Source organism: Thiohalocapsa halophila (assembly GCF_016583825.1).
GTDB lineage: Bacteria > Pseudomonadota > Gammaproteobacteria > Chromatiales > Chromatiaceae > Thiohalocapsa > Thiohalocapsa halophila.
Genome location: NZ_NRRV01000067.1, coordinates 1 through 22,505 on the forward strand (window position 1 = coordinate 1; position 22,505 = coordinate 22,505).

Consider the following 22,505-nt stretch of genomic DNA (forward strand, 5'->3'; position numbering starts at 1 on the left):
GGCCCGACATCCGGCAGCGAAGGCCAAGCCGCGCAGGCCCGGCCAATCGTCGGCCGCGTCCAACAGCTCTCGCCGCCGGTAGGTCGGCGCCGACGAAGGAGGCCCGACATCCCGCAGCGAAGGCCAAGCCGCGTAGGCCCGGCCAATCGTCGGCCGCATCCAGCAGATCCAGCCGCTGGTAGGTCGGCGCCGACGAAGGAGGCCCGACATCCGGCAGCGAAGGCCAAGCCGCGCAGGCCCGATCAATCGTCGGCCGCGTCCACCAGCTCCCGCAGCAAACGAAACAGCTTCCGCGGCGCCTCGGGGCGGCCGCGCTCGGCGTCCCGCTGCGCCGCGCGCACTGCGGCCCGCAGCCGTTGACGGTCCGCCTGCGGATACGCATCCAACAGCTCCGTGAGCGCCGCGTCGCCCTCGTCGATGAGCCGAGCGCGCCAACGCTCCACCCGGTGATGCCGCGCCGTCGCCTGGCGGGCCTGCTCGGCACGGGCGTCCAGCAGCGCTTGCAGCGGCGCGGTGCTCTCTTCCCGCGCCAGACAATTCGCCACCCGCTTCACGTGCCGGCGCATGGCCCTGCGGTCTTTGATGCGGGCGGTCTCGTCGATGGCCGCCCAGGTGTCCGGCCCGAGCCCCAGCCCTTCCAGCTCCGCCCGCGGCAGCCCGAGCATCTCCTCCGCCAAGTCCTGCAGCGCCAGGCGCTCGCGCTTGCGCGCGCTCTTGCTCGGCTCGTCGCCGGCCGGCTCGTCCGCGGGCAAAACGTCTTGGATGGAGTCGCTGTTGTCGTGCGTCATCCCGCGATTGTCGCCGATTCTTCGCCCGGCGACGACAACGCCGAGCCTCGGCAACGGCACGGGCGCGAGCGCACACGCTGGGCTATGCTGGCGCCACAGCTCGCACCCCACAGGTCCGCGCCCGGCGCACCTGCGCCCATCCATGTATCCAACGGAGCCCTCAAGCCATGTCGCCTGCCCGCCAAGCCCTGCTGACCCTGCCGTTGCTCACCGCCCTCGCCGGCTGCGGCGGCGACCTCATCGCCCCCGAGGGCCCGGCCAGCAATGCCTTTCTCAACAAGGTGGAGACCACCTGCGGCAATCTCACCATCGGCACCCAGCCCATCAGCTACCTGCTGGACGTGAGCACCGACGACGTCACCTTCCTCGACGAGATCGCCAAGCTCGGCGCCGGCGAGATCGACCCCGCGGCCTACCGCGAAGCCATCAACGGCTTCTACCCCACCGGCAACAACCAACCCGCCATCGACTGCGTCATAGCCCAGCTCACTCCATGACCGACCCCGCCGACTGGGCGCCGATGCCTGGCTCGACGCCGCCAACCGAAGGCGCACCTCCGTGGCGCAAGCTCCCGCGCCCAGTCCCAACACAGCCGGCCCGCCTGTCGGCTTCACGGATGAGGTGAGTGTCCCAGTAGGTCTAAACGTCGAGGGACCGACCCGGTGCGCAACGACGTAGGCGCATCCCCGTGAGCGCGGCAAGCGCTCGGGCCTGCCCGTCTGCGACGCGGGTATGCTGGTGTGCTGATGCGTATCACGATTCTCAGCACAATCTGCAACCTGGAGCGGTCACAAGGAGTCCGCTCGACACCCGAGCACTCGCGAGCCAAGGCGCACGGAATATGAACCGGATGCAGACCCTGGACCTGCTTAGGCACCACAAGCCCCGGCTTGCGCGACGCTACGGCGTCACCGCGCTCGCCCTGTTTGGCTTCTACGGACCCGCCACCTCCAAGCGTTACTTCGGCGTTCAGTTCTACCTGCAGGACCTACTTGGCCGCCCGGTCGATCTGGTCACGGAAAAGGCCCTAAGGCCCGGGCTCCGGCCCTATGTCGAGCGCCAGACGATCCGTGTCTGAGCCCACCAGCGCACCGCGCACATGGACGCTCTACGTTGAAAAAGGGCTCTGACCCAAATGGCGCTAACTTAAGCCAGTCCGCGACATGAATCAGACACTTACGTTGACTACGATACGACGATCCAAGCTCTCCTGCGGCACAAGCGGGCGGTCTTCGCATGTCGGACGGCCTGGAGCTGTTCGGGTTGCAGGCCAAGCGCTTCGCTAAGTGACTGTTTTTATGAAGACGCCGCTTAAGTTAGTGCCATTCGGCTCTGACCCCTTTTTGTGCTTTTTGTGGGTTCGGGGGGTGGTACTGCGTTTCCAGCGACGGATTCGGCTCAAGGCCCGGGAAATCCTGGCGCAGCCGCTGGAACCGATAGCTGAATTTCCCCGTATCGTGTAATACCAGCATGAAGGTCAGCCAGGCGCACAGCATGGCCTCCGGCAGGCCGAGCCGTGCGCGGAGCAGATCGCGCAGGGGCGAGTGGCGCTCAAGCAACGTCTTGCCGCAGGCGGCGACATCCAGCGCGTGATAGGCCAACAGGTGGAACTCACCAGCCGCCCCAGCCTTGCCCCAGTACCGCAGATAGTGCCGTGTATACATCGAGGCGCTCGCATACCTGGTGTTGCCGAAGTATGGTACCTCCCCCGGTGGCTCAGAGAGTGAGCCTGCCGATGCGGAAGTCGCTCTCGGGCAATACGGCTGGCCGAGCGACGGGTGAGCCCAAGCGGATGCCGGGCCTTCCGCTGGTGCGACCGCTCTGCGATGCCAGTAGTCGTCCGGCGCTCTGGACCGCCGCGGGTGGATAGGGGCATGCTGCGGCATCCCGGCAAGCGTCCGCTCGGACTTGGCCGCAACCGGGCGCAGAGCGCCCGGCGATGCGCGACGCCGCCTTTGAAATGGGACAAGGATTACCTGCTGCCGGCCCGCACCTGCCTCGGCGTCGGTCGGGCCAACGCAAACAGGCTCGAAAATCCGTCTGTTACAGCAAGCTCGGCGTCGAGCTTCCTGCCTCAGGCCGACCTACGGCGAATGCTTGCCCTGCCTCCGGAGCGGTGTCGCGAGCCATTGACACCGCGCTCACTCAAATCGAGCATAAGGTGGCTTAGGTGTGGCAGCAGCAGGCGATTCTCGGCATCGCCTTATATCGTTGCATCCCCTCGATATCCTTGGCTGCATCACTCGAATGTCCTACAAGGCCGGCCCTATAGACTTTATCGATGTCCGCGAGCTGCGTTGTCGGCCCGGCGTGGTATAGCAGCGTTTCGGAGAAGACGGCGAGCTGATGTTGACCCGCAACGACAAACCCTTCGGCATCCTCAACCGGTCCGGCCCGATGGACTTGGAGCAGCACTTGCCAGCCCTGCGTGCCGCCCGCTTCGGCCGGGCGCTGGACGCCGTTCGGCGCACTGCTGCCGACACTGGGGCTGACGGCCTAAGCGAAGAGGACATCGCCGCCGTCATTCGCGAGGCGCGACAGGAGCGGCGGCATAAGGCTGGCGATTGACGCCAATGCCCTCGGCTCCGGACTGCCTGCCCGTGCGTGCGCTCGCGAGCCCTGCATAGGCAGGGTTTCCAGCCCTCAGGCTGTCTGGCCGCGCCAGCCTGACTACGCAGTCGGCCACTGCCTTTTAGTCCAAGGGATGGCCGATGCCGATCCGGCGGACTTTCCAGATCCCGACCCCACGGCTTTGCACGGCATCGCTCCGGCCGCTCACTGCCGGTTGCTCATGAGGCACCTGCGCCGCTTCCGAAGACGGATGCGATGCCGGTGCTCGGGCCGCGGCAGGCATTGACGCTCATCGACAGCAAGACATGATCAACATCAAACCAGCACCTCCCACGACCAATAGCCCCACGGGACCAAGCACTGTCGGCACGGCCGACACCGCCAACCAAGCCATCGTCATTCCGGTGATGCTGGCGGGCTCCACGCTCTGGGGCCTGTATTGGCTGCCGCTGCGGTGGCTGGAACAGGCGGGGCTCGGCGGGCTGTGGGCGCTGACCTTTATCTACATCGGCGCTACCGTGACGCTGGGGCTGGTGGCGCGCCGGCATTGGCCGGCGGTGGCGGCCGCGCGCTGGCGGCTGCTCGGCATCGGGTCGTCGGCGGCGGTGTCGGGGATCGCATTCGGTCTGGGCATGATCGAGGGTGAGGTGGCGCGGGTGCTGATCCTGTTCTACCTATCGCCGGTGTGGGCGGTGCTGCTGGGGCGGATGCTGCTGGGGGAGCGGCTGCTTGCGGTGACGGTGCCGGCGCTGGTGCTGGCGCTGTTCGGGGCGGGGCTGATGCTGTTGTCGGACACCCGCGGGCTCGGTCAAGGGCTGCTGCGGGCCTTCAGTGCGGCGGACCTGCTGGGGCTGGTGGCGGGCTTTGCGTTTGCGCTCACCAATGTGCAGCTGCGCGGGGCGCGGGGGCTGCCGTCGGCGCTGAAGAATCTGGCGGCGGTGGCCCTGGTGCCGCCGCTGGCGGCGGTTGCGGCTGCGGGGGTGGGCAGCGACTTCAGCGCCCTGCCCTGGGCGCTGCTGGCGGCGCTGGTGGTGGGCGTGCTCTGGATGAGCAGCATGATCTCGGCGACCCAGTACGGGGTGACGCGGATGCCGCTGCAGCGCTCGTCGGTGCTGCTGTTGTTCGAGCTGATCGTCGGTGCCGTGTCGGCGGCACTGATCGCCGGCGAAGCCCTGAGTGTCACGGAGCTGGCCGGCGGCGGCTGTATCGTGCTGGCGGGGCTGGCGGTGGTGTGGCTGCGGCGGTGATGTGCGGGGTCGTGCCATCACGAAGGGTGAGCGCGAGCAGGCCTGTTCCCTCGATCCGGCAGGAGCAGCGCGCGATGCCGTGCTGGCTGTAGCTTCCTCTTCGTCGGGCCTGCTGGTGTCGGCCGGACCTACGCACTGACTGCGCCTACCGTGCACCGCCCGTCGAGCCGGCAGGATGCCGGCGGTCCCAGTGGCGCGCGGGCATGGCCCGCGCAGCGAAGCCGCCGTTACCAGGATTTGTAGGGCAGGAACTTGCCGTTGAGGGTGACGACGACGCGGTCGCCCTTGGGATCTTCCTGCTTGGAGACGTCCATGGAGAAGTCGATGGCGCTCATGATGCCGTCGCCGAACTGCTCGTGGATGACCTCTTTCAGGGTCTCGCCGTAGACGCCCACGATCTCGTAGAAGCGGTAGATCAGCGGGTCCGTCGGGATGGTCTGGTCCCAGGTCTTCTTCGGGAACTCGGTCAGGGCCGAGGCGACGTCCGGGCCCAGCCCCAGGGCCTCGGCGCAGCTCTCCGCGTTGGCCGCGCTCAGGCTGTTCATGCCGAGGCAGGCGGAGCAGAGAAACTCCGGCGAGATGCCGACGGCGCCGGCGAGCGCCTCCCAGGTCATGCCCTTGGCCTTCTTCGCCTCCAGGATGGCGGTCCTCATGTCGGTTTTGGTCATACGTCGGCACCTCGTCGTTGCGGCTGAGTGAATCGGTTGGGGTCAACCGTTACGTAGAGAGCAAGTCCGGTGCCAAGGTGCTGCGGCCTGCTGCGCGCCCGCGGCGGGATCAACCGCTCGGGCGGTAAGCATCGGCCCCGGCGACGGCAGCGCGAAGGCCATGCCTCCGAGCGATGTCTTGGGGCCGGTGGAGGCTCGGCGCGGATGGCCGGGTGGTGGGGCGGCGACGAACCGCTGGCGCGGCAGAGTCCGCCGACACGGGATCGGCAAGCATGCCCCGTGCCCCCGCAGTGCGTGCGGCGCCAATGGCAGTGGTGCCTGCTCCGCGAGGCCCTCGACATCGGTCGGGGTCGCGCGAGAAGGACAGAGCAATCCGGCGGTTACAGCAATCGCGGCGTCGGGCTTCGTCCCTCAGCCCGACCTACGGCTTGGGAGCCCGGGCAGGTATGACGAGCAGCCGTCCCACAGGGCCCTGGCGTACCCCGGCGTAGGTCGGGCCGACGCCAGGAGGCCCGACAATCAGGCGGTGACGGCACTCGCGGTGTCGGGCTTCGTGCCTCAGCCCGACCTACGGCGCTCGCTTTGTCGGATCTCTCGCGGGGTAGCGCCGCAGCGGACAATTGCCGCAGGCTCGGCATTGCCGACCGGGATTGTCGGGCATTGTCGACACTCGCAGCCGAGTCCGGGGCCGGCGAATGTCGCCAAAGCGGTGCATCTGGTGCGCGCGCATGCGCCGTTGCTGGGCAGCGGCGCCTGATCCACACCATGGCACGCTCCCTGCAGAAGCCACGGCATCGTCCATTGCCGGGAGCGCTGCATGAGCGCCAACGTCTCCGTCGACTACATCACCCACACCTTCAAGGGCCAGCCGGCGCCGACGCTGAAGGACATCGCACTGACCATCCACCCGGGCGAGCAGGTGGCACTGATCGGCCGCAGCGGCTGCGGCAAGTCCACCCTGCTGCACATGCTGGCGGGCCTGCTGATGCCGAGCGAGGGCTGCGTGCATATCCGCGGGCACATGGTCACGCGGCCCAGTGCCAAGTGGAACATGATGTTCCAGAAGCCGAGCCTGTATCCGTGGATGACGGTACGGCGCAACGCGGAGTTGGGCCTGCTCTTCGCCGGGCACCGCGACCCGGCGCGTATCGACTCGCTGCTGGAGCTGGTTGGCCTCGCCGATAAGGCGGAGGCCAACGTCCAGAGCCTCTCCGGCGGGCAGCAGCAGCGCGTCGCCCTGGCGCGCTCGCTGGCGACCTCGCCGGAGCTGCTGCTGCTCGACGAGCCCTTCTCCGCGCTGGACGCCTTCACCCGCGCCGCCCTCCAGGACGAGGTCTCGCGCATCGCCCGGCAAGCGGGTCTGACCCTGGTCATCGTCACCCACGACATCGACGAAGCCGTCGCCATGGCGGACCGGGTACTGATCATGGCGGCGAACCCCGGGCGCATCGCCGGCGAGATGGCCGTCGAGCTGCCGGCGCCGCGCGAGCGCGCCAGCGCCGAGTACAGCCGCGCCCGCGAGCAGCTGATGACCACCTTCGACGGGCTCGTCGGCGACGGCCGCAGCACGGCGCCGCAGCCGGCGGTCGCCACCGAGGAAGCACAGCGCGAAGCGGCCTAGGGGACGTCCCCCGGCGAGCGAGCCGACCGAAGCCGCAGCGCCAACCCCAAAACCTTCCCGCCGAGCCGCCTCCAGAGCGGCCGGCGCCACCACTGAGGCTGGCAACCGGATTCCCTCTCCACAGCCGACCATCGCAACCCTAAAGAGGCACCTTCGATGAGCCAGCACGACGACGATCTGAATTATCTCTTCGAGCACGAGATGTCGCGCCGCGATTTCATGCTCGACCTCCTCGCCAAGGGCGGCCTCGCCGCCACCATGGCGAGCCTGCCGGGCCTGCTGAACGCCGCCGAGCCGCCCGAAGACGAGGTGGTGCGCATCGGCTACATCCCCATCACCGACGCCACGGCCCTGCTGGTGGCCCACGCCAACGGGTATTTCGAAGAAGAGGGCCTCAAGGTCGAGAAGCCGACCCTGATCCGCGGCTGGTCGCCGCTGGTGGAGGGCTTCGCGGCCGGTAAGTTCAACCTGGTGCACCTGCTGAAGCCCATCCCCGTGTGGATGCGCTACAACAACGACTTCCCGGTCAAGATCATGTCCTGGGCGCACCTGAACGGCTCCGCCGTGGTCACGGGCAGGCACGTGGATGCCAAAGACTTCGCCGACCTGGCCGGCAAGCAGGTGGCGGTGCCCTACTGGTACAGCATGCACAACATCGTGCTGCAGATGGCGCTGCGCAACGCCGGCCTGAAGCCGGTGATCAAGGAGCAGACCGCGGAGCTCGCACCGGACGAAGTCAATCTGATGATCATGCCGCCGCCGGACATGCCGCCGGCGCTGGCCTCCAAGAAGATCGACGCCTTCATCGTCGCCGAGCCCTTCAACGCCGCCGGCGAGATGCTGGCGGGCGGCAACATGCTGCGCTTCACCGGCGACATCTGGAAGAACCACCCTTGCTGCGTGGTCTGCATGAACGAGCAGACCGTCGCCGCCAAGCCGGAGTGGACCCAGAAGGTCATGAACGCCGTGGTCAAGGCGCAGATCTACGCCCAGCAGAACAAGGGCGAGGTGGCGCACATGCTCTCGAAGGACGGCAAGAAGTATCTACCCATGCCCGCCAAGGTGGTGGAGCGGGCCATGACCTTCTACGGCCCCGACGACTACACGGACCCGAACGCCAACCGCCACGTCGAGGAGTGGCAAAACGGGCGCATCGACTTCCAGCCCTATCCCTACCCGAGCGCCACCAAGCTCATCGTCGAGGAGATGAACAAGACCCTGGTGGGCGGCGACACCACCTTCCTGAAGGAGCTCGATCCCGACTTCGTCACCCAAGACCTGGTGAACTACGACCACGTCAAGGTGGCCATGGAACAGTTCATGGACTGGTCCCAGGTGCCGGGCATCGACCCAAATGATCCCTACACCCGCAAAGAGGTGGTGGTGTTGTGACGGTCGCCGAAGGCACTCTACCGCTGGCGCCGGAGCACCGCCGGGCCGAGGCGCCGGCGCGCACCCGCCGGGCGCCGGCTCAGCCCGCCGCGGCGCAGGCCGGGGCACAGCCGGTGTCGGCCACGCCGCCGGCAGGGGCCGCGGTGGTGGCGCGCAGCGCCGGCAGCTGGCACACCCGCACCTTCCGCTGGCCTGCGGTGCGGGCCTTCCTGCTGTCCACGGTGGCCTACCCCGCCGTCGGCATCGCGGTGTTGTTGGCGCTGTGGTGGCTCGGCGGCTGGGCCATCGCCAACAACGACGACGTCGCGACCTTCGCCGGCTTCGCGCCGGCACCGGCCTTCGCGGCGCTCGGCGAGCTGGTAGCCTCCGGGGACGTTTGGGGCACCATTTACCCGAGCCTCTACCGCATCGGCATGGGCCTGCTCTGGGCCTTCGTCATCGGCGTGCCCGTGGGCGTGGCCATCGGGCTGTCGTCGGCGCTGCGGGAGGTCACGCATGTGCCCTTTCAGTTCCTGCGCATGATCAGCCCGTTGGCCTGGATGCCCATTGCGGTGCTGGCCTTCGCCACCTGGGACGGGGCCATTGTGTTCCTGATCACGGTCGCCGCGGTCTGGCCGGTGCTGTTCTCCACCGCCCAGGGCGTGCGCCGCATCGACCCCCTGTGGTTCAAGGTGGCGCGCAATCTGGGCGCCGACGGCTGGCAGATGCTGCGGCGGGTGATCATGCCGGCCATCGGCCAGGACATCTTCGCGGGCTTAAGGCTCGCGGTGGGGGTGGCTTGGATCGTGCTGGTGCCGGCGGAGTACCTGGGCGTCACCAGCGGACTGGGCTATGCCATCAACGACGCCCGCGACACCCTGGAGTACGACACCCTGGCGGCCATCGTCGTGGTCATCGGCATCATCGGCTTCCTGCTGGATGGCCTCTGCGTCAGCCTGATCAAGCGCTTTTCCTGGCGGCAGGCGGATTGAGCGGGCGGCACCGCCGGCCGGTGCTGCCGGCCTGGCGGCATTCCGCCGCGCCTACAGCAGGGCCCAGATCTCGGTGGCGACGCGGTCGGTGTCGGCATGGGTCAGATCCTTGTTCAGCTCGCCGGCCACGGCGTCGGCCAGGGCGCTGTCCATCTCTTCGCGCAGCATGCCGAGGAACTCCGGCGGCGCGATGAGGCAAAGGCGCTCGAAATCGTGGTTCTTGTAGCTGGTGTCCAGCTGGTTGGCGATCTCGCGGGCGAAGCGCTGGGCCTCCTCCTTGCGCGGGTCCAGCGACGGCTCCATGGCATGCCGGCCCGACCCGGCCGAGTCGAAGGTGCGCCCGGGTCGGTCCGCCTCGATTTCGCCGCCCTTGAGCGCGCCTTCGGCGCGGATCAGGTCTTCCAGCTCTTTGAGCGGCGCCCCACGACCTTCGAGCGCGAACAGGCGTGCGCGTGCGGCGTCGGCGACGATAGCCCAGATGGTCATGAACATTACCTCCTGTGGAAATGGTCTGGGGTCACACCGGCGGGTGCCGCATGCAACCACTGTTACCTTCACTGTAGACCCTTCCACCGCCACCCAAGGTTGATCACAGGCAAGCGCACGCCGACCGGTGGCGCTGCCGGCACTGATGGCGCGGGACTCGGGGCAGAGACCGCTCGCAGGCCCTTCGGCAAGTTATATATACCGTCCCCGCAATTTGATTGTGGGAGCGGCGTCCTCGCCGGGATGGGCGCTGATCTTGCGCCCGGAGGCGTCGCGGCAAGGATGCCGCTCCCACATGCCTGCAAAGGGCTACCCCCGCTATGGTCCGGTGGGCCCCTGCGCGTCTGACGCGTCAGCCGAGACCGAGCAGGGACTTGAGGGCGTCCTTGAAGAGGTCGATGAAGGCGGGGCCGAACACGGCGATGCCCACCACCAGCAGCGTAATCCAGACCAGGCCGATGGCGAGCCCGGCGAGGACCAGCAGCCCGTCGCGGGTGATGAGGCCGATGGAGGCCATGGCGATGCCGATGCCCGGCAATGTATTGGTGGCCGGGAAGGGGATCAGGATGCTCGCGATAAAGACGACGAAGACCGCACCCACCACCCGCTCCGCGGTGGGACCGGACAGCAGCAGCAGCCGCGGCCGGGCCACGGCCTCGATCCAGCCGAACCACTTGCGGGCGCCGTTGGCCATCTGGATCAGCCCCGACCGGCTGAGACGCCGCTCCCCGAAACGCCGCGGCATCCAGGGCTCCGGGCGGCCCATGGCCATCTGCACAGCGATGGCGATCATGGGCAGGGAGACGATCTGCGGAATGCCGTAGAGCAGTGGGATGCAAACCGGCACGGCCAGCGCGAACAGCATCAGGCCGAAAGCACGCTCGCCCAGGGCATGAGTGAATTCCAAGAGCGTCATGCCGTCGGCGGGTGCCTCCTCGGCGATGACTTCGAGGGCGGCGATCAGGCCGCGTCGGGGCGCGGCCTCTTCGACCTCGTCGGCGACGTCATCAACGGGGCGCTCGTTCATGGTGGATGTCCTGTCAACAGCGGCAGTGGCGACCGAAAGCAGCGCGGATGGTACAGCGCCCCGCCCGACCGCGCCTGCCCCAAATCACAGCCCGCTCCAGACGGCGGGCAGCCGCCCGCCAAATCATGGCGACAGTCGATAACACTGTCCTTCCACATTAAAGTGACAGTATATCTAACTTGTTAGAACGGGTTGACGAAGTTCTATATACCGTCCCCTAGTATTGAATCGGATAGACCGTCACTGTAATCAATTATGGTGACGGTGTATCCAATCCATCCTGCCGGTTCATACGGTTCTGTATACTGTCCCCATTAGTCGAGCGTTGGCGGATCTGACCTGCCGTTTTATGCCCAAGGCGATTGCTCGGACTTTTGGCGCGAGGCTTGCTAACGGGTTTGGCCACTTTGTCGTCAATCCCGAGCAGCCATGTCCGTCTCCGACACCGCCATCTCCCTGGAATCCGAGCTGCTGGTGGTCCAGCAGGCCGCCCGCATCATCAGCCGCAGCGACGACCCGGAGGGCGCTATCCAGGGCATCCTGCGGCTGTTGTCCCAGCTCTTGGGCCTGAACCGCGGCCGCGTGCTGCTGGTGGACCCACGCACCGGCGCGCTCGGCATCCGTTATGCCTACGGCCTGACGGCCGACGAGCGCGCCCGCGGGCGCTATGCCGTCGGCGAGGGCATCACCGGGCGCGTCTTCCAGACGGGCCAGGTGGAGCTGGTGCAGGACATCGACAGCGAGCCCGATTACCTGACCCGGGCGGTGTCCCGCGGCGTGCTGCCCCAGGAGCCGGTGGCCTTCATCGCCCTGCCTATCCAGCAGCACGAGCAGAGCATCGGCGTGCTGGCGGTGCACCGGCTGCGCCAGCGCGAGCGCCCCTTCCAGCGCGACGTTGCACTGTTACAGGTCATCGCGACCCTGATCGCCCAGGTTCTGCGCGTGAACGACCTGGTGGCCGAGCGCACCGCGCAATTGCTGTCGGAAAACCGGCTGCTCAAGAACCGCATGGAGAGCCGCGGTGCCTCCTACGGCATCATCGGCCAGAGTCCGGCGCTGCATCAGGCCATCAACCAGACCCTGCAAGTGGCGGCCACCAAGACCACGGTGTTGCTGCTCGGGGAGTCCGGCACCGGCAAGGAGCGCTTCGCGCGCATGCAGCACGTGGCGAGCAAGCGCGCCGACGGGCCCTTCGTCAGCGTCAACTGCGCTGCCATCCCGGCCAATCTGCTGGAGTCCGAGCTGTTCGGCCACGAGAAGGGTGCCTTCACCGGCGCCCAGGGCGTCAAGAAGGGCCGCATGGAGCTCGCCGACGGCGGCACCCTGTTCCTGGACGAGATCGGCGATCTGGACCTGGAGCTCCAAGCCAAGCTGCTGCGGGTGCTGGAGTACAAGGTGGTGCAGCGGGTGGGCGGCACCCGCGACATTCCGGTGGACGTGCGCATCGTCGCCGCGACCCACCAGAACCTACAGGAGGCCGTGAACGACGGGCGCTTTCGCCTGGACCTCTTCTACCGCCTCAACGTCTTTCCCATCCGCCTGCCGCCACTGCGCGCACGCACCGGCGACGTGCCCATCCTGGCCCGACACTTCCTGCATGCCGCCAACCAGGAATACGGCCGCAACCAGGTGTTCGGCACCGGCGCGCTGGAGCTGCTGGAGCGCTTCGGCTGGCCCGGCAACATCCGCCAGCTGGAGAACCTGGTAAAGCGCGCCGTGCTCATGAGCACGGAGTCCGTCATCCGCCGGGAGCTGATCCAGGAGATCCTCGCCGAGGAAGAAGGCATTTGCCAGCCTGGCGTCGCCGCCGGCACCGAGCCGGGCGGACTGCCAATCGCCGCAGCGGGCGGCGAAGCAGCTCCGCCCGCCGGGCCGAGCGCGCTCGCACCGGCGCCAGCGCAGGCCACGGCCATGGGATTGGCCGCCGCCGGCGGCGTGTCGGGCAACCCCTTCGACAGCAGCGAGCCGGGGCTGCGGCCCTATGCACGGGTGCGCCACGACGAGCGCGCACACATCGAGCAGGCCCTGCAGCGCCACCACGGCAACAAGACCCGGGCGGCGTTGAGCCTGGGGCTGACACCTCGGCAGCTGCGCTATCGCATCGTCAAGCTCGGCATCACGACGGATTGACCGCCGCGCCGGCCCAGTCCGGCCCGGCCTGCCCCGGACCGGCCATGTCGACATTGTCGACAAAGCGATCCAACGGCGAGCCCAATTGTCGACCCCGCGGGTGCGAAAATCGGCAAGTCTCTGTTTATATTGTCTTTACATGATAGGCATGGCGCTTGCTGACTACTGTGGGAGTTTCAGCCCGGTCCACTGCGACCACCCACAACAGACGGAGTCAGCCCCATGAGCGCCACCGCCGAGACCGTTGCCACCACCATCGACTTCCTGCGCCCCATCAACGCCGAGGGCCTCGCCAAGCTCGGCGAGAAGGGCAAGGCCAACCCCACCAATGTCGTCACGCTGAAGACCAAGACCGTCTGCGAGGGCCAGTTCCGCAACATGACCTATGTGCGCGACCTGGCGCCCATGCTCATCGACGAGCCGCCGCACCTGCTCGGCGAGGACAACGCCCCGAACCCCTCCGAGGCGGCGCTGGCCTCCCTGGGCGCCTGCCTCGCCGTCGGCGTGCACGCCAACGCCACAGCCCGCGGCGTGCGCCTGACCAAGCTAGAGCTGCACCTGGAAGGCGATATCAACGTCACCGCCGTTTGGGGCACCGGCGACCTGAATCCGGCCAAGCCGCTGGGCTTCACCGACATCCGCGTAACCATCGACGCCGACGGCGACGCGTCGAAAGAGGTGATCGACGAGATCATCGCCCACTCCAACACCTGGTCGCCGGTCGCCAACACCATGCGCCGCCCGGTGAACGTCAGCGTCGACCCCGCCTGATCGGCCCACTACGCGTCCGAGGCCGCCGGCCTCGGCCCTACGCACCCGCAGCCGGGCGCACCGCCCGCCGCCGGTGCGCCCGGCCAAAGAGACCACTGCGCGGCTGCTGGCCGCGCCCCTTGCCTGCCCCGACACCCGCTTCAGGAGCCGTATGCCATGAGCGCCGCGATCCAGATCCCCGAGCCCACGGCCGCCGGCCGCATCCCTCCCGCCGTGCAAACGGCCGATGAGCTGGTCGCGGCCACCCGGGCCGTGGTCGAGCACGAGCTCGCCCCGCTGACGGCGCGCATCGACACCGAAGGCCTCTATCCCAAGACCGTCATGCACAGCCTCGGCGCCGCCGGCGCGTTCCGCCCGCACCTGCCGGACGCACGCCCCGACGGCCGCCACGACTTCGGCGCCGCGATCCGCGCCATGGCCGCCGTCTCCCACGAGTGCCTGTCCACCGGCTTTGCGACCTGGTGCCAGGACACCTGCGCCTGGTACCTGCAAATGGGCGAGGCCGAGGCCCGCGACCTCTGGCTGGAGCAGCTCGCCTCCGGCCGTGTCCTCGGCGGCACCGGCATGTCCAACACCATGAAGGCCTTCTCCGGTATCGAGGACCTGCGCCTCACCGGCGAGCGGGTGGACGGCGGCTACATCGTCAACGGCAGTCTGCCCTGGGTCTCGAACCTGGGCGTCGACCACGTCTTCGGCTCGCTGTTCACGCTGAGCGGCGACACCAACCGCACCGTCATGGCCCTGGTGGACTGCAGCTCGCCGGGCTTCACGCTGCGCCAGTCCGCGCACTTCGTGGCGCTGGAGGGCACGCGCACCTTCGCCTGCCTGTTCGACAACGTCTTCATTCCGGATGCCCATGTCATTGACCACGACGGCGCCGGCTTCCTGCGCCGCGCACGGGCCGGCCTGGTGCTGCTGCAGTTCGGCATGGGCGCCGGCAACATCCAGGGCTGCATCGATGTCTGCCGCGGCGCGGAGACCCTGCTCGGGCACGTGAACCAGTTCCTGGACGACCGCCCAGACGAGCTCCAGGAGGAGCTGGACGACATCGTCGAGGCGGTGCTGACCCTGGCCGAGACGCCGTATGAGACCTCCGAGGACTTCTTCCGCGAAATCCTGCAGCTGCGCCTCGCCGCCGGCGAGCTGGCACTGCGCGCCTCCCAGTCCGCCATGCTGCATACCGGCGCCAAGGGCTATCTGAGCAGCGCCCCGGCCCAGCGCAAGCTGCGCGAGTCCTACTTCGTGGCCATCGTCACGCCGGCGACCAAGCACCTGCGCAAGGAGCTGGCAAGGATAGAGGCGGAGGAAGCTTGAAGGGTGAAGTGTGAAAGGCGCGCCCGGCTCGACCCGGCAGCCTTAGCGGCGCCTCGCACCTCAGAAACTCGAAACTCGAAACTCGAAACTCGAAACTCGACAACGTATCCGAGTTAGTCAGGATTCCTCCATGAACACCTTCCAAACCCCGCTTTCCGCCGACGAAGCCGTCGACAAGCTCAAGACCGGCGTCGAGGTCACAGGCCTGCGCGTAGTGGCCCACATCAACGGCCAGGCCAACGCCAAGCTCATCGGCAAGGAGGTCCCGGCGGACCAGATCCTGGAGATCTTCCGGCCGGACTTCGCCATCCGCGTCTGGGACGCCTGCAAGCCCGCCGGTCACGACATCCCGCTGCGTATCCATGTCTACGAGGACGGGGGCGCCACCAAGGTCGCCTGCCGCATGCCCAGCACCGTCTTCGCCGCCTTCGAGAGCCCGGCGCTCGACGCCATCGGTGCGGAGCTCGACGCGCTGTTCGAGCAGATCCTCGCCCAGGTGCCGCGGGCCTGAGCCGGCGCGCCGCCACTCCCAGCCCCCCAGTCCAGCCCCAGTCCAGCCCTGCCCGGAGCCGTACCCATGACCGACGCCCCCTACCGCAAGTGGGTTTGCGATGCCTGCGGTTATATCTATGACGAGGCCAAGGGGGACCCCGACGGCGGGCTGCCGCCGGGCACCCGCTACGAAGACATGCCGGACGACTGGCAATGCCCCCTGTGCGGGCTGCGCAAGGCGGACCTGCGGCCCCTGCCCGACGCCCCCGCCGCGGTCTCGGACCTCCCCGGCCCGGCGGAGAGCGCGGGGAGCGGCAAGCACCGCAGCCGGCGCTTCCGCAGCGCCGAGCACCTGATCATCGTCGGCGCCGGCGTCGCCGGCTGGTCCGTGGCCGAGGCCGCCCGGCGCCGGGACCCGTCGCTGCCCATCCTGCTGGTGACCGCCTGCGAGGGCGCCGTCTACGCCAAGCCGTCGCTGTCCACGGCCCTCGCCCACGGCCGGGCGCCGGCTGAACTGGTAGACGCCAGCGCCGAGGAGCGCGCCGCCGAGCTCGGCATCGAGGTGCTGACCCGCACCCGGGTGCTCAAGCTCGACCCCGCCAAGCGCCGGCTCATCACCGCCCGCGGCGGCATCGCCTACGGCCGGCTCGTGCTCGCATTGGGTGCGCGCCAGCGTCGCCTGGACATCGACGGCGATGCCGCCGACGCGGTGCTGCGCGTCAATGATCTGCGCAGCTACCGCGACCTGCGCCAGCGCCTGGACGGCGGCCACCGGCACATCACCCTGCTTGGCGCCGGCCTCATCGGCTGCGAGCTGGCCGACGACCTGACGGCAGCCGGGCATCGCGTGAGCATCGTCGACCCCGGCCAGCGCCCCCTGGCGGCGCTGCTGCCGGCGGACGTCGCCGAGCGCCTGCGCGAGCGCTTCGACACCAAGGGCGTCGACTGGCGGCTCGGCCAAACGCTGGCTCGGGTGGACCACGCCGACGGCGCGCTACGCGCCACCCTCGCCGACGGCACCACCATCGCCACGGACCTGGTGCTCTCCGCCGCCGGTCTCCTGCCCATCACGGAGCCCGCCGCCCGCGCCGGCATCGCCGTGCAGCGCGGCATCGTCGCCGACCGCCGGCTGCGCACGTCGCTGCCCGATGTCTACGCCCTCGGCGACTGCGCCGAAGTGGAAGGCCGCTGCTTCAGCTACATCGAGCCCATCCGCCGCCAGGCCGAGGCCATCGCTGCGGACATCGCGGGCGAAGACGCGCCCTTCCTGCCGCTGCCGCCGCTGGTGCGCATCAAGACCCCGAGCCTGCCCATCAGCGTCTGTAACGGCCAGATCGCCGCCGGCGCCGACGCCGCGCACTGGCAGCGCGTCAGCGACGGCGCCGACGGCACCCGCCTGGAGCACACCGGCACCGAGCCGGCCTTCGTCCTCACCGGCAGCTACGCCCAGCTCGGCACCGAGCTCTACCGCACCCATTTCGGCTGAGCAGCGGTCCGCGCGGCTAGCCGTGCGCTCAGCCTGAGCGTCCGGCCACCTGCGGCGGCCCGATCTGCGGCGGCTGCTCCCGGGCGGCCCCAGCGCGAACGCTCGCCAAATCCACAGCTTCGCGACAACCCCCGTCGCCACGGCCCCACGGGCGAACCGAGAAGCAGTGCTTCGCAGTGTGAAGCCAAGGTTCTGCGCCCCACAGGCCTGTTCCTGATCGCTTTTCTCGGAATTAGGCCCCAGTGGTGCGAAGCACGGCATCCCCTGCTGCGCCGGAAAACCCTCGTAAGTCGCTGATTCTTATACCTTCTCTTAAGTGGCATGGGGGCTGCTTCAGCCCCTGCGCCGCCAGCCGGCGGTGACACCACCAAGCGAAGCGAAACGAGGAGTGACTCCATGGCCACACTGAAAGACGAGCTCGAGACGCGCGTCGCCGAATACGACCGCTGGGCGATACGCCGCCAGTTCGGGGCCGACGGGCCGAATATGCGCCGACTCTGGGTACTGACCTGCATGGACGAGCGCCTGCCGGTGGACGAGGCGCTCGGCATCCGCGCCGACTCGCCCGTGGGCGGCGGCGATGCGCATCTGTTCCGCAACGCCGGCGGCATCGTCACCGACGACGCCATCCGCTCGGCGATGCTCACCATCAACTTCTTCGGCACCAAGGAGATCATCGTCCTGCAGCACACCGGCTGCGGCATGCTCTCCGCGAACGGCAACGACCTGGTGGCGGCACTGCAGGCCAAGGGCGTGGACACGGACGCCGTGCCGGTGGACCCCTCCCTGCCGGAGCTGAGCCTGCAGCCCGGGGCCTTCGGCAAGTGGATCGGCATGATGGACGACGTCGACGAGACCTGCCTCAAGTGCGTCGACTATCTGCGCAATCACCCGCTCATTCCGGACGACATCACCATCAGCGGCTGGATCTGGGAGACCGAGCTCCGCCGGCTGCGGGCGCCCACCACGGACGCAGACGCCCGCGCCCGCACCCAGTACTCCACCGCCACCATGGGCGTGCAGGGGCCACAGCCGCCGCGCTGGAGCTAGCTCGCAACCCGCGAGCGCCGCGCGCTCGCCGGCTGCCCGGCAGCCGGCGGACGCACGCTCATTCAGCACGCCGGAGCGAGCCACCATGCCCACCTATGACTATCAATGCACCCGCTGCGGCTCCCGGCTGGAGGCCCGCCATGCCATCGGTGCGACGCCGCCCGCCTGCGACCACTGCGGCGGCGGGCTGCGTCGGATGCTGCTGCAGGCCCCGGCCATGCACGGCTTCGCCGCCCGCGGCCGGGACGCCGCCGCCCGATCGCTGCCGGAATGCGGCAAGGGCTGTCGCTGCTGTCCTTGATCGACACGAACCGCCCACTGCCTGCTCGGGAGACGACGCTGCATCGGCGTTTCCCTCGATTCACCGCCGAGCGCAGACGGGGCGTCACGCTGAGGAGACAAGACCATGAATACGCTGACCATCGATCCGCCATCCGGGGCACGCCCGGCACTGGCGCGCTGGGACCTCGCCGGTGTCGGCGCCTCGCTGCTCTGCATCCTGCACTGCGTCGCAACGCCCGTCATGGCCGTGGCGCTGCCCGCCGCGGAACTGCTCGAGCGCCCCGCCCATACGGCATTCGCCGTCGCCATCCTGTGCATCGGCCTCCTGGCCTTCATCCCCGGCTATCGGCGGCATCGTCGATGGCCGGTGGTGCTGCTGGCCTTGCTGGGCTTCGGACTCTTGTCCGCGGGCGTGGTGTTGCCGCCGGGGACCCTCGGCGAGGGCGCGGAAAAGGCCCTGACACTGCTCGGCGGCGCCCTGCTGATCACCGCCCATCTGCGTAACGGCTATCTCTGTAAGGTCTGCCGCGTCTGCGGCGGTGCGCCCTGCGGCACCGCTATTGCCGAGGCTCCCGCTAGGTGATAGTTCTTGCTGCTGCGGTCATGGCGGCCCGGCTGACGCTCCGTCAGGCCCCGGACCGCCGTGCCCGCGGCCTTTTCTTCAACCCGCGGGGTTCGGGCCGGCCCGGTCCGACCCGAAAAATGGAGGCACCGGCCTCATGCAGTCGCCCCGCCCACCGACGCCCGACGCGTCAGGGGTGACTGCCCATGCACCAACCATCCGCGCCGCAGCTGACCCCCATCGCCTTCCTGCAGACCTTCGCAGTACAAAGCCTGCGGGCGGCCAAACGGCTCGGCTGCGCCCAGTGCGAGGACGGGCTGGACCATGTCGAGCACATCGGCCTCACCGCCGGCGCCTGCTTCGAAGAGGCCTGCCGCCGGCAACAGGGCCTGGACGGGCCCATCGATCTGGACCAGTACGCCGACCTCATCCTGAGCATCAAGAACCAGATCGGCGGCAACTTCTCCCGCGCCTCCAGTGACCCGGGCGCGGTGCGGGTGGTCAACAGCCGTTGCCCTTTCGGCGACATGGTCAAGCAGGCACCGGAGCTCTGCCGCATGACCGCGAGCGTCTTCGGCGGCATCGCGGCGCGCAACTTCGGCTATGCCAAGGTGGAGCTGCGCCGGCGCATCGCCACCGGCGACGACGGCTGCGAGGTCTGCATCTATACGGATCGCGACAGCGCCCGCGGCCAGCCCGGAGACGAGTACCACAACGACAACGGGCGCGTCGTCAGCCAGGCCGCCGCCACACAGCTGCGGGATCGGGTGGAAGAGAAGATCCACCATGTCTGGTGCATGAGCGCCCATGGCACCGACGCCCAGGACAAGGGCGGCCCGAAGATCATCGCTGAAAGCGCGGCCATGCGTCAGGCCCTGGAGGCGGTGGAGATCGTCGCCCGGACCACCGCCACGGTGCTCATCACCGGCGAGACCGGCGTCGGCAAGGAGATCGTCGCCCATGCCGTGCACGCGCTCAGTCCGCGCAGTGCGCGCAACCTCGTGGCCGTCAATGCCGGCGCCATCGCCGAGAATCTGGTGGAGAGCGTCCTGTGTGGTGCCCATCTGCATCCCGCCCCTGCGGGAGCGCCGCGACGACTTGAATGCCCTGGTGCACCATCTGCTGCGGCGGATCGCCGAACAGCACGGCCAGAGTCGCAAGGTGCTGGGCGAGCGCGCCTGGCAGCAGGTTAGCCGCTATCACTGGCCCGGCAACATCCGCGAGCTGGAGAACGTGCTGGAGCGCGCCTTCCTGTTCGCCCGCGGCCCGGTCATCGAAACCCTGCCCCTGCTGACGGACAAGCTCCCGGACGCGTCGCCGCAGGCCCTCACCGCGCCGGCGCCCGAATCCGCCGGACAACACAGCAGCCTGCGGACCCTCACCAAACAAGCCGCCCTGGACACCGAGAAAGAGCTCATTCGCGCGGCGCTCACGCGCATGCACGGCAACGTCACCGCCGTCGCCCGACACATCGGCATCAGCCCGCGGGCGGTGCATCAGAAGCTGCGCAAGCACGGCATCGACCCGCGTCAGTTCCGACCCACGCAGGCGGGCGACTCGGCGGTGCAGGGTTGAGGCCCCGCACCCCGCCCACTGGCTCGGCGCCCGACGCGAGACCGGGCCCGCCGCCGGGCTGACCACCCCCGGCGGAGCCGTGACGGCAACCTGGCTCATCGAGGCCGCGCCAGCATTGGGCATTGATGGGCGCAAGCTTTTCGATCAACGACTTGCGGCGGAGCGGAGCGGCCCTGTCGCCGGCCGGCGCCTCGGGTCGTCTTGACCGTTGTACGGGAAAGCCCTAATCTCGACTTCCACAAGGCGGGGCTCGGCTCGTATCGACAATCGCCCCGCCCAACCGCAGGCGGCTTCAACCGGAGCAGATCGAATGAAAGAAGCTTTCCAGGCGCTGGTCCTGCTCGTCGCTCTACCTGCCACCTCGGCATTGGCCGACGATCAAAGCATCCGCGCCGCGGTCGGCGGCGGTTTGGCAGGGGCTGTGGGCGGCTACCTCGGCTCAGAGCTGGGGGGCCGCTCAGGCGCCATTCTCGGCAGCGGACTCGGCGCTGCGCTCGGCTCCGCGGTGGCCACGGACGGATACGAAGACCGCCGGTATTACCGTGACCGCAAGTACCGTTACAAAGATCGCGAGCGCCGCTACCGGCGCGACCGCGATGATGATTGGGACGATTGACACGCGAGCGGCGCAGAGGCGCCGAGCCCGCACGCGCCTTGGCGTAGGTCGGGCCGACGCAAGGAGGCCCGACAATCAGGCGGTGACGACAAGCGGGGCGTCGGGCCTCTGCCTCAGCCCGGCCGGCGGCGAATACTTGCCCAATCTCCGGAGCGGGCGCGTCGGAGCTAGAGCCGTCGGTGGTCGGAGTTGTGATTAAGGCCGTCTTCCGGGGAAAGGGGGAGCCAGCTCCGCAGCCGCTTCCGAAACGGTAGTTCAACGGCCTGGGGAGACGCCGATTTATTGGCCATCCTAGCCAATAATCGGACGGAACCCGGCTGATTCCGAACGGGGCGGTTTCCGGGTTCCTGCATTTCCAGCGACTTAGGTCGCTGAATATGGCAGGACATGCTGCCCCGCACGGGAAACCCGAGCGAATCGGCGCTCCCCTGGCGCGGCGCTGCCGATTCCCCCACCACCGTTCCTTGTCGTAACCGTCATCACCGCCGTGACTAAGGTTCGATGACCCCAACGAGCCGCAACGGTATCCAAGTCTCTCCATCAGCGCACGAGGCCACCGTCCCCTCCCCTGTTCTTGATCCATCGCACCGCGACCGGGCACACCGCTGCCAGGGTCCTGCGGCCGCCCAGCAGCCCGAGCATCGCCGCCACCGCCTGACGGAGCCCCGCCGCCCCCGCGCTCGCCATGTCCATCAGCTTCACGAAGAAAACCATCGCAGAGGTGCTCATCCTGCTCGCCGGCGCGATCATCGCCGGTGCGGGCAAGCAATATGACTCGCCGCTACTGCTGGGTCTCGGTGTCATCGTCATCGGCGCCGGCGTTGTCTGGGGCGGCGCCAACGCCATCCGCCGCCGGCGCCTGATCTTCCTCCACGGTGAGGCGAGGTTCATGACCCACCGCTACACGGGCGCAGCGGCGGTGTTGTGGGGCATCCTCCTGGTACTGACAGGCTTGGCCCTGACAGCCGGCGGCGTCGGCATCACGCTCGGGCAGCAAGCAGCGCTCAAGGCGTTCGTGATGCAGCCGGGCGCCTGGCTGATCGCCGGCGGCGTGGCGCTGTTCTTCACCTCCGCTGCCGCTTTGGTGCAGCAGGCCAGTGACGGCTCGCACGAAGGCTTGCGCGTCCTCCTGGCCTTGCCCGGTTATGCCTTCGCGGCCTTGGGCGCGACACTCGGCGTTGGGCTCGCAGCCGTCGGCAGCTGGGGGCTCTGGGATCCCGCCGGGCTCATGGACCTCAGCACCGAGCTCCGACTCACGGCAAAGGCGTGGCTTCACGGCCTCTGAGCAGGCCTGACGCGTAGGAAACAAAAAAGGGACAGGCCTTCGCCTGTCCCTTCGATGTGATGGTGCGCCCTGATGGACTCGAGCCATCGACCACCTGATTAAAAGTCAGTTTTTTACTTCGCATCGAGAGTCCTTCAACATCCCCACACGTCCAACATGTAAAGAATAATC

Annotated in this window: 25 protein-coding genes and 1 tRNA gene; 19 read left to right on the top strand and 7 right to left on the bottom strand. The window is 68.5% G+C overall.

Going from position 1 to position 22,505, the window contains the following annotated elements; genetic code table 11:
• Positions 1-242 precede the first annotated feature (242 nt).
• Positions 243-788, bottom strand: coding sequence for a ribosome biogenesis factor YjgA (gene yjgA, locus CKO31_RS20755; protein WP_200241033.1), 546 nt, complete (start codon positions 786-788; stop codon positions 243-245).
• 167 nt (positions 789-955) lie between these two features.
• On the opposite strand from yjgA, the gene CKO31_RS20760 reads away from it, so the two are divergent.
• Both CKO31_RS20760 and CKO31_RS20765 read left to right on the top strand, forming a co-directional pair.
• Positions 956-1,285 carry a hypothetical protein gene (locus tag CKO31_RS20760; protein WP_200241035.1) on the top strand — a complete coding sequence of 110 codons (330 nt, stop codon included), beginning with the start codon at positions 956-958 and terminating at the stop codon, positions 1,283-1,285.
• Positions 1,286-1,629: 344 nt separating this feature from the next.
• Positions 1,630-1,866: a nucleotidyltransferase family protein gene (locus CKO31_RS20765; RefSeq protein WP_200241037.1), complete on the top strand. Its 237-nt coding sequence runs from the start codon at positions 1,630-1,632 to the stop codon at positions 1,864-1,866.
• A 238-nt stretch (positions 1,867-2,104) separates the two neighbouring features.
• On the opposite strand, the gene CKO31_RS20770 is transcribed toward CKO31_RS20765, so the two are convergent.
• On the bottom strand, positions 2,105-2,452 hold the full coding sequence (locus CKO31_RS20770) for an HD domain-containing protein (protein WP_200241039.1): 348 nt from the start codon (positions 2,450-2,452) through the stop codon (positions 2,105-2,107).
• 682 nt (positions 2,453-3,134) lie between these two features.
• Between CKO31_RS20770 and CKO31_RS20775 the strand changes: the two genes are divergently transcribed.
• Together CKO31_RS20775 and CKO31_RS20780 are read left to right on the top strand one after the other, a co-directional pair.
• The gene (locus CKO31_RS20775) at positions 3,135-3,356 is read left to right on the top strand and encodes a hypothetical protein (protein ID WP_200241041.1); all 222 of its coding nucleotides are present in this window, start codon (positions 3,135-3,137) and stop codon (positions 3,354-3,356) included.
• A 308-nt stretch (positions 3,357-3,664) separates the two neighbouring features.
• A complete protein-coding gene (locus CKO31_RS20780; protein WP_200241043.1) occupies positions 3,665-4,606 on the top strand; it encodes a DMT family transporter in 942 nt (313 codons plus the stop codon).
• Positions 4,607-4,833: 227 nt separating this feature from the next.
• On the opposite strand, the gene cynS is transcribed toward CKO31_RS20780, so the two are convergent.
• A complete protein-coding gene (gene cynS, locus CKO31_RS20785) occupies positions 4,834-5,274 on the bottom strand; it encodes a cyanase (RefSeq protein ID WP_200241044.1) in 441 nt (146 codons plus the stop codon).
• 817 nt (positions 5,275-6,091) lie between these two features.
• On the opposite strand from cynS, the gene CKO31_RS20790 reads away from it, so the two are divergent.
• The 3 genes from CKO31_RS20790 (at position 6,092) to CKO31_RS20800 (ending at position 9,258) form a co-directional block, all read left to right on the top strand.
• Complete coding sequence (locus CKO31_RS20790; protein ID WP_200241046.1) at positions 6,092-6,895, top strand: ABC transporter ATP-binding protein; 804 nt, start codon at positions 6,092-6,094, stop codon at positions 6,893-6,895.
• A 156-nt stretch (positions 6,896-7,051) separates the two neighbouring features.
• Positions 7,052-8,287 (top strand): ABC transporter substrate-binding protein, encoded by a 1,236-nt coding sequence (locus tag CKO31_RS20795; RefSeq protein ID WP_200241048.1) that lies wholly within the window; start codon positions 7,052-7,054, stop codon positions 8,285-8,287.
• Between the two features lie 143 nt (positions 8,288-8,430).
• Entirely contained in the window at positions 8,431-9,258 is an 828-nt protein-coding gene (locus CKO31_RS20800; protein WP_200241087.1) for an ABC transporter permease, read from the top strand.
• Positions 9,259-9,309: 51 nt separating this feature from the next.
• On the opposite strand, the gene CKO31_RS20805 is transcribed toward CKO31_RS20800, so the two are convergent.
• Both CKO31_RS20805 and CKO31_RS20810 read right to left on the bottom strand, forming a co-directional pair.
• Positions 9,310-9,744, bottom strand: coding sequence for a host attachment protein (locus CKO31_RS20805; RefSeq protein WP_200241050.1), 435 nt, complete (start codon positions 9,742-9,744; stop codon positions 9,310-9,312).
• A 352-nt stretch (positions 9,745-10,096) separates the two neighbouring features.
• Positions 10,097-10,771, bottom strand: coding sequence for an exopolysaccharide biosynthesis protein (locus CKO31_RS20810; protein WP_200241052.1), 675 nt, complete (start codon positions 10,769-10,771; stop codon positions 10,097-10,099).
• Between the two features lie 429 nt (positions 10,772-11,200).
• Here CKO31_RS20810 and CKO31_RS20815 point away from each other — a divergent pair, with 429 nt between their 5' ends.
• The 11 genes from CKO31_RS20815 (at position 11,201) to CKO31_RS20860 (ending at position 21,049) form a co-directional block, all read left to right on the top strand.
• A complete protein-coding gene (locus CKO31_RS20815) occupies positions 11,201-12,901 on the top strand; it encodes a sigma 54-interacting transcriptional regulator (protein ID WP_200241053.1) in 1,701 nt (566 codons plus the stop codon).
• 222 nt (positions 12,902-13,123) lie between these two features.
• Complete coding sequence (locus tag CKO31_RS20820; RefSeq protein WP_200241054.1) at positions 13,124-13,672, top strand: OsmC family protein; 549 nt, start codon at positions 13,124-13,126, stop codon at positions 13,670-13,672.
• 156 nt (positions 13,673-13,828) lie between these two features.
• Positions 13,829-14,986: an acyl-CoA dehydrogenase family protein gene (locus CKO31_RS20825; protein WP_200241055.1), complete on the top strand. Its 1,158-nt coding sequence runs from the start codon at positions 13,829-13,831 to the stop codon at positions 14,984-14,986.
• A 130-nt stretch (positions 14,987-15,116) separates the two neighbouring features.
• On the top strand, positions 15,117-15,497 hold the full coding sequence (locus CKO31_RS20830) for a DUF302 domain-containing protein (RefSeq protein WP_200241057.1): 381 nt from the start codon (positions 15,117-15,119) through the stop codon (positions 15,495-15,497).
• 66 nt (positions 15,498-15,563) lie between these two features.
• Complete coding sequence (locus tag CKO31_RS20835; RefSeq protein ID WP_200241059.1) at positions 15,564-16,964, top strand: FAD-dependent oxidoreductase; 1,401 nt, start codon at positions 15,564-15,566, stop codon at positions 16,962-16,964.
• Positions 16,965-17,360: 396 nt separating this feature from the next.
• The gene (locus CKO31_RS20840; protein ID WP_200241061.1) at positions 17,361-18,014 is read left to right on the top strand and encodes a beta-class carbonic anhydrase; all 654 of its coding nucleotides are present in this window, start codon (positions 17,361-17,363) and stop codon (positions 18,012-18,014) included.
• An 85-nt stretch (positions 18,015-18,099) separates the two neighbouring features.
• Positions 18,100-18,315: an FmdB family zinc ribbon protein gene (locus CKO31_RS20845; protein WP_200241063.1), complete on the top strand. Its 216-nt coding sequence runs from the start codon at positions 18,100-18,102 to the stop codon at positions 18,313-18,315.
• 105 nt (positions 18,316-18,420) lie between these two features.
• Complete coding sequence (locus tag CKO31_RS20850) at positions 18,421-18,879, top strand: MerC domain-containing protein (protein WP_200241065.1); 459 nt, start codon at positions 18,421-18,423, stop codon at positions 18,877-18,879.
• Positions 18,880-19,064: 185 nt separating this feature from the next.
• Positions 19,065-20,051, top strand: coding sequence for a sigma 54-interacting transcriptional regulator (locus CKO31_RS26985; RefSeq protein WP_242475549.1), 987 nt, complete (start codon positions 19,065-19,067; stop codon positions 20,049-20,051).
• Entirely contained in the window at positions 19,969-20,433 is a 465-nt protein-coding gene (locus CKO31_RS26990) for an AAA-type ATPase lid domain-containing protein (RefSeq protein ID WP_498370620.1), read from the top strand. Before CKO31_RS26985 ends, CKO31_RS26990 begins: the two co-directional genes overlap by 83 nt.
• 310 nt (positions 20,434-20,743) lie before the next feature.
• On the top strand, positions 20,744-21,049 hold the full coding sequence (locus CKO31_RS20860; RefSeq protein WP_200241067.1) for a hypothetical protein: 306 nt from the start codon (positions 20,744-20,746) through the stop codon (positions 21,047-21,049).
• Between the two features lie 540 nt (positions 21,050-21,589).
• Here CKO31_RS20860 and CKO31_RS20865 read toward each other — a convergent pair.
• Positions 21,590-21,763: a hypothetical protein gene (locus CKO31_RS20865; protein WP_200241068.1), complete on the bottom strand. Its 174-nt coding sequence runs from the start codon at positions 21,761-21,763 to the stop codon at positions 21,590-21,592.
• Here CKO31_RS20865 and CKO31_RS20870 point away from each other — a divergent pair.
• Entirely contained in the window at positions 21,735-22,334 is a 600-nt protein-coding gene (locus tag CKO31_RS20870) for a hypothetical protein (RefSeq protein ID WP_200241069.1), read from the top strand. The genes CKO31_RS20865 and CKO31_RS20870 overlap by 29 nt on opposite strands.
• 60 nt (positions 22,335-22,394) lie before the next feature.
• Here CKO31_RS20870 and CKO31_RS20875 read toward each other — a convergent pair.
• Positions 22,395-22,456: transfer RNA gene (locus CKO31_RS20875), tRNA-Ser, on the bottom strand.
• Positions 22,457-22,505 lie beyond the last annotated feature (49 nt).

Bases quoted from the DNA above. Each gene is read 5' to 3' on its own strand.
- yjgA (WP_200241033.1), bottom strand. From the start codon at position 788: ATGACGCACGACAACAGCGACTCCATCCAAGACGTTTTGCCCGCGGAC.
- CKO31_RS20760 (WP_200241035.1), top strand. From the start codon at position 956: ATGTCGCCTGCCCGCCAAGCCCTGCTGACCCTGCCGTTGCTCACCGCC.
- CKO31_RS20765 (WP_200241037.1), top strand. From the start codon at position 1,630: ATGAACCGGATGCAGACCCTGGACCTGCTTAGGCACCACAAGCCCCGG.
- CKO31_RS20770 (WP_200241039.1), bottom strand. From the start codon at position 2,452: ATGTATACACGGCACTATCTGCGGTACTGGGGCAAGGCTGGGGCGGCT.
- CKO31_RS20775 (WP_200241041.1), top strand. From the start codon at position 3,135: ATGTTGACCCGCAACGACAAACCCTTCGGCATCCTCAACCGGTCCGGC.
- CKO31_RS20780 (WP_200241043.1), top strand. From the start codon at position 3,665: ATGATCAACATCAAACCAGCACCTCCCACGACCAATAGCCCCACGGGA.
- cynS (WP_200241044.1), bottom strand. From the start codon at position 5,274: ATGACCAAAACCGACATGAGGACCGCCATCCTGGAGGCGAAGAAGGCC.
- CKO31_RS20790 (WP_200241046.1), top strand. From the start codon at position 6,092: ATGAGCGCCAACGTCTCCGTCGACTACATCACCCACACCTTCAAGGGC.
- CKO31_RS20795 (WP_200241048.1), top strand. From the start codon at position 7,052: ATGAGCCAGCACGACGACGATCTGAATTATCTCTTCGAGCACGAGATG.
- CKO31_RS20805 (WP_200241050.1), bottom strand. From the start codon at position 9,744: ATGACCATCTGGGCTATCGTCGCCGACGCCGCACGCGCACGCCTGTTC.
- CKO31_RS20810 (WP_200241052.1), bottom strand. From the start codon at position 10,771: ATGAACGAGCGCCCCGTTGATGACGTCGCCGACGAGGTCGAAGAGGCC.
- CKO31_RS20815 (WP_200241053.1), top strand. From the start codon at position 11,201: ATGTCCGTCTCCGACACCGCCATCTCCCTGGAATCCGAGCTGCTGGTG.
- CKO31_RS20820 (WP_200241054.1), top strand. From the start codon at position 13,124: ATGAGCGCCACCGCCGAGACCGTTGCCACCACCATCGACTTCCTGCGC.
- CKO31_RS20825 (WP_200241055.1), top strand. From the start codon at position 13,829: ATGAGCGCCGCGATCCAGATCCCCGAGCCCACGGCCGCCGGCCGCATC.
- CKO31_RS20830 (WP_200241057.1), top strand. From the start codon at position 15,117: ATGAACACCTTCCAAACCCCGCTTTCCGCCGACGAAGCCGTCGACAAG.
- CKO31_RS20835 (WP_200241059.1), top strand. From the start codon at position 15,564: ATGACCGACGCCCCCTACCGCAAGTGGGTTTGCGATGCCTGCGGTTAT.
- CKO31_RS20840 (WP_200241061.1), top strand. From the start codon at position 17,361: ATGGCCACACTGAAAGACGAGCTCGAGACGCGCGTCGCCGAATACGAC.
- CKO31_RS20845 (WP_200241063.1), top strand. From the start codon at position 18,100: ATGCCCACCTATGACTATCAATGCACCCGCTGCGGCTCCCGGCTGGAG.
- CKO31_RS20850 (WP_200241065.1), top strand. From the start codon at position 18,421: ATGAATACGCTGACCATCGATCCGCCATCCGGGGCACGCCCGGCACTG.
- CKO31_RS26985 (WP_242475549.1), top strand. From the start codon at position 19,065: ATGCACCAACCATCCGCGCCGCAGCTGACCCCCATCGCCTTCCTGCAG.
- CKO31_RS20860 (WP_200241067.1), top strand. From the start codon at position 20,744: ATGAAAGAAGCTTTCCAGGCGCTGGTCCTGCTCGTCGCTCTACCTGCC.
- CKO31_RS20870 (WP_200241069.1), top strand. From the start codon at position 21,735: ATGTCCATCAGCTTCACGAAGAAAACCATCGCAGAGGTGCTCATCCTG.
- CKO31_RS20865 (WP_200241068.1), bottom strand. From the start codon at position 21,763: ATGGTTTTCTTCGTGAAGCTGATGGACATGGCGAGCGCGGGGGCGGCG.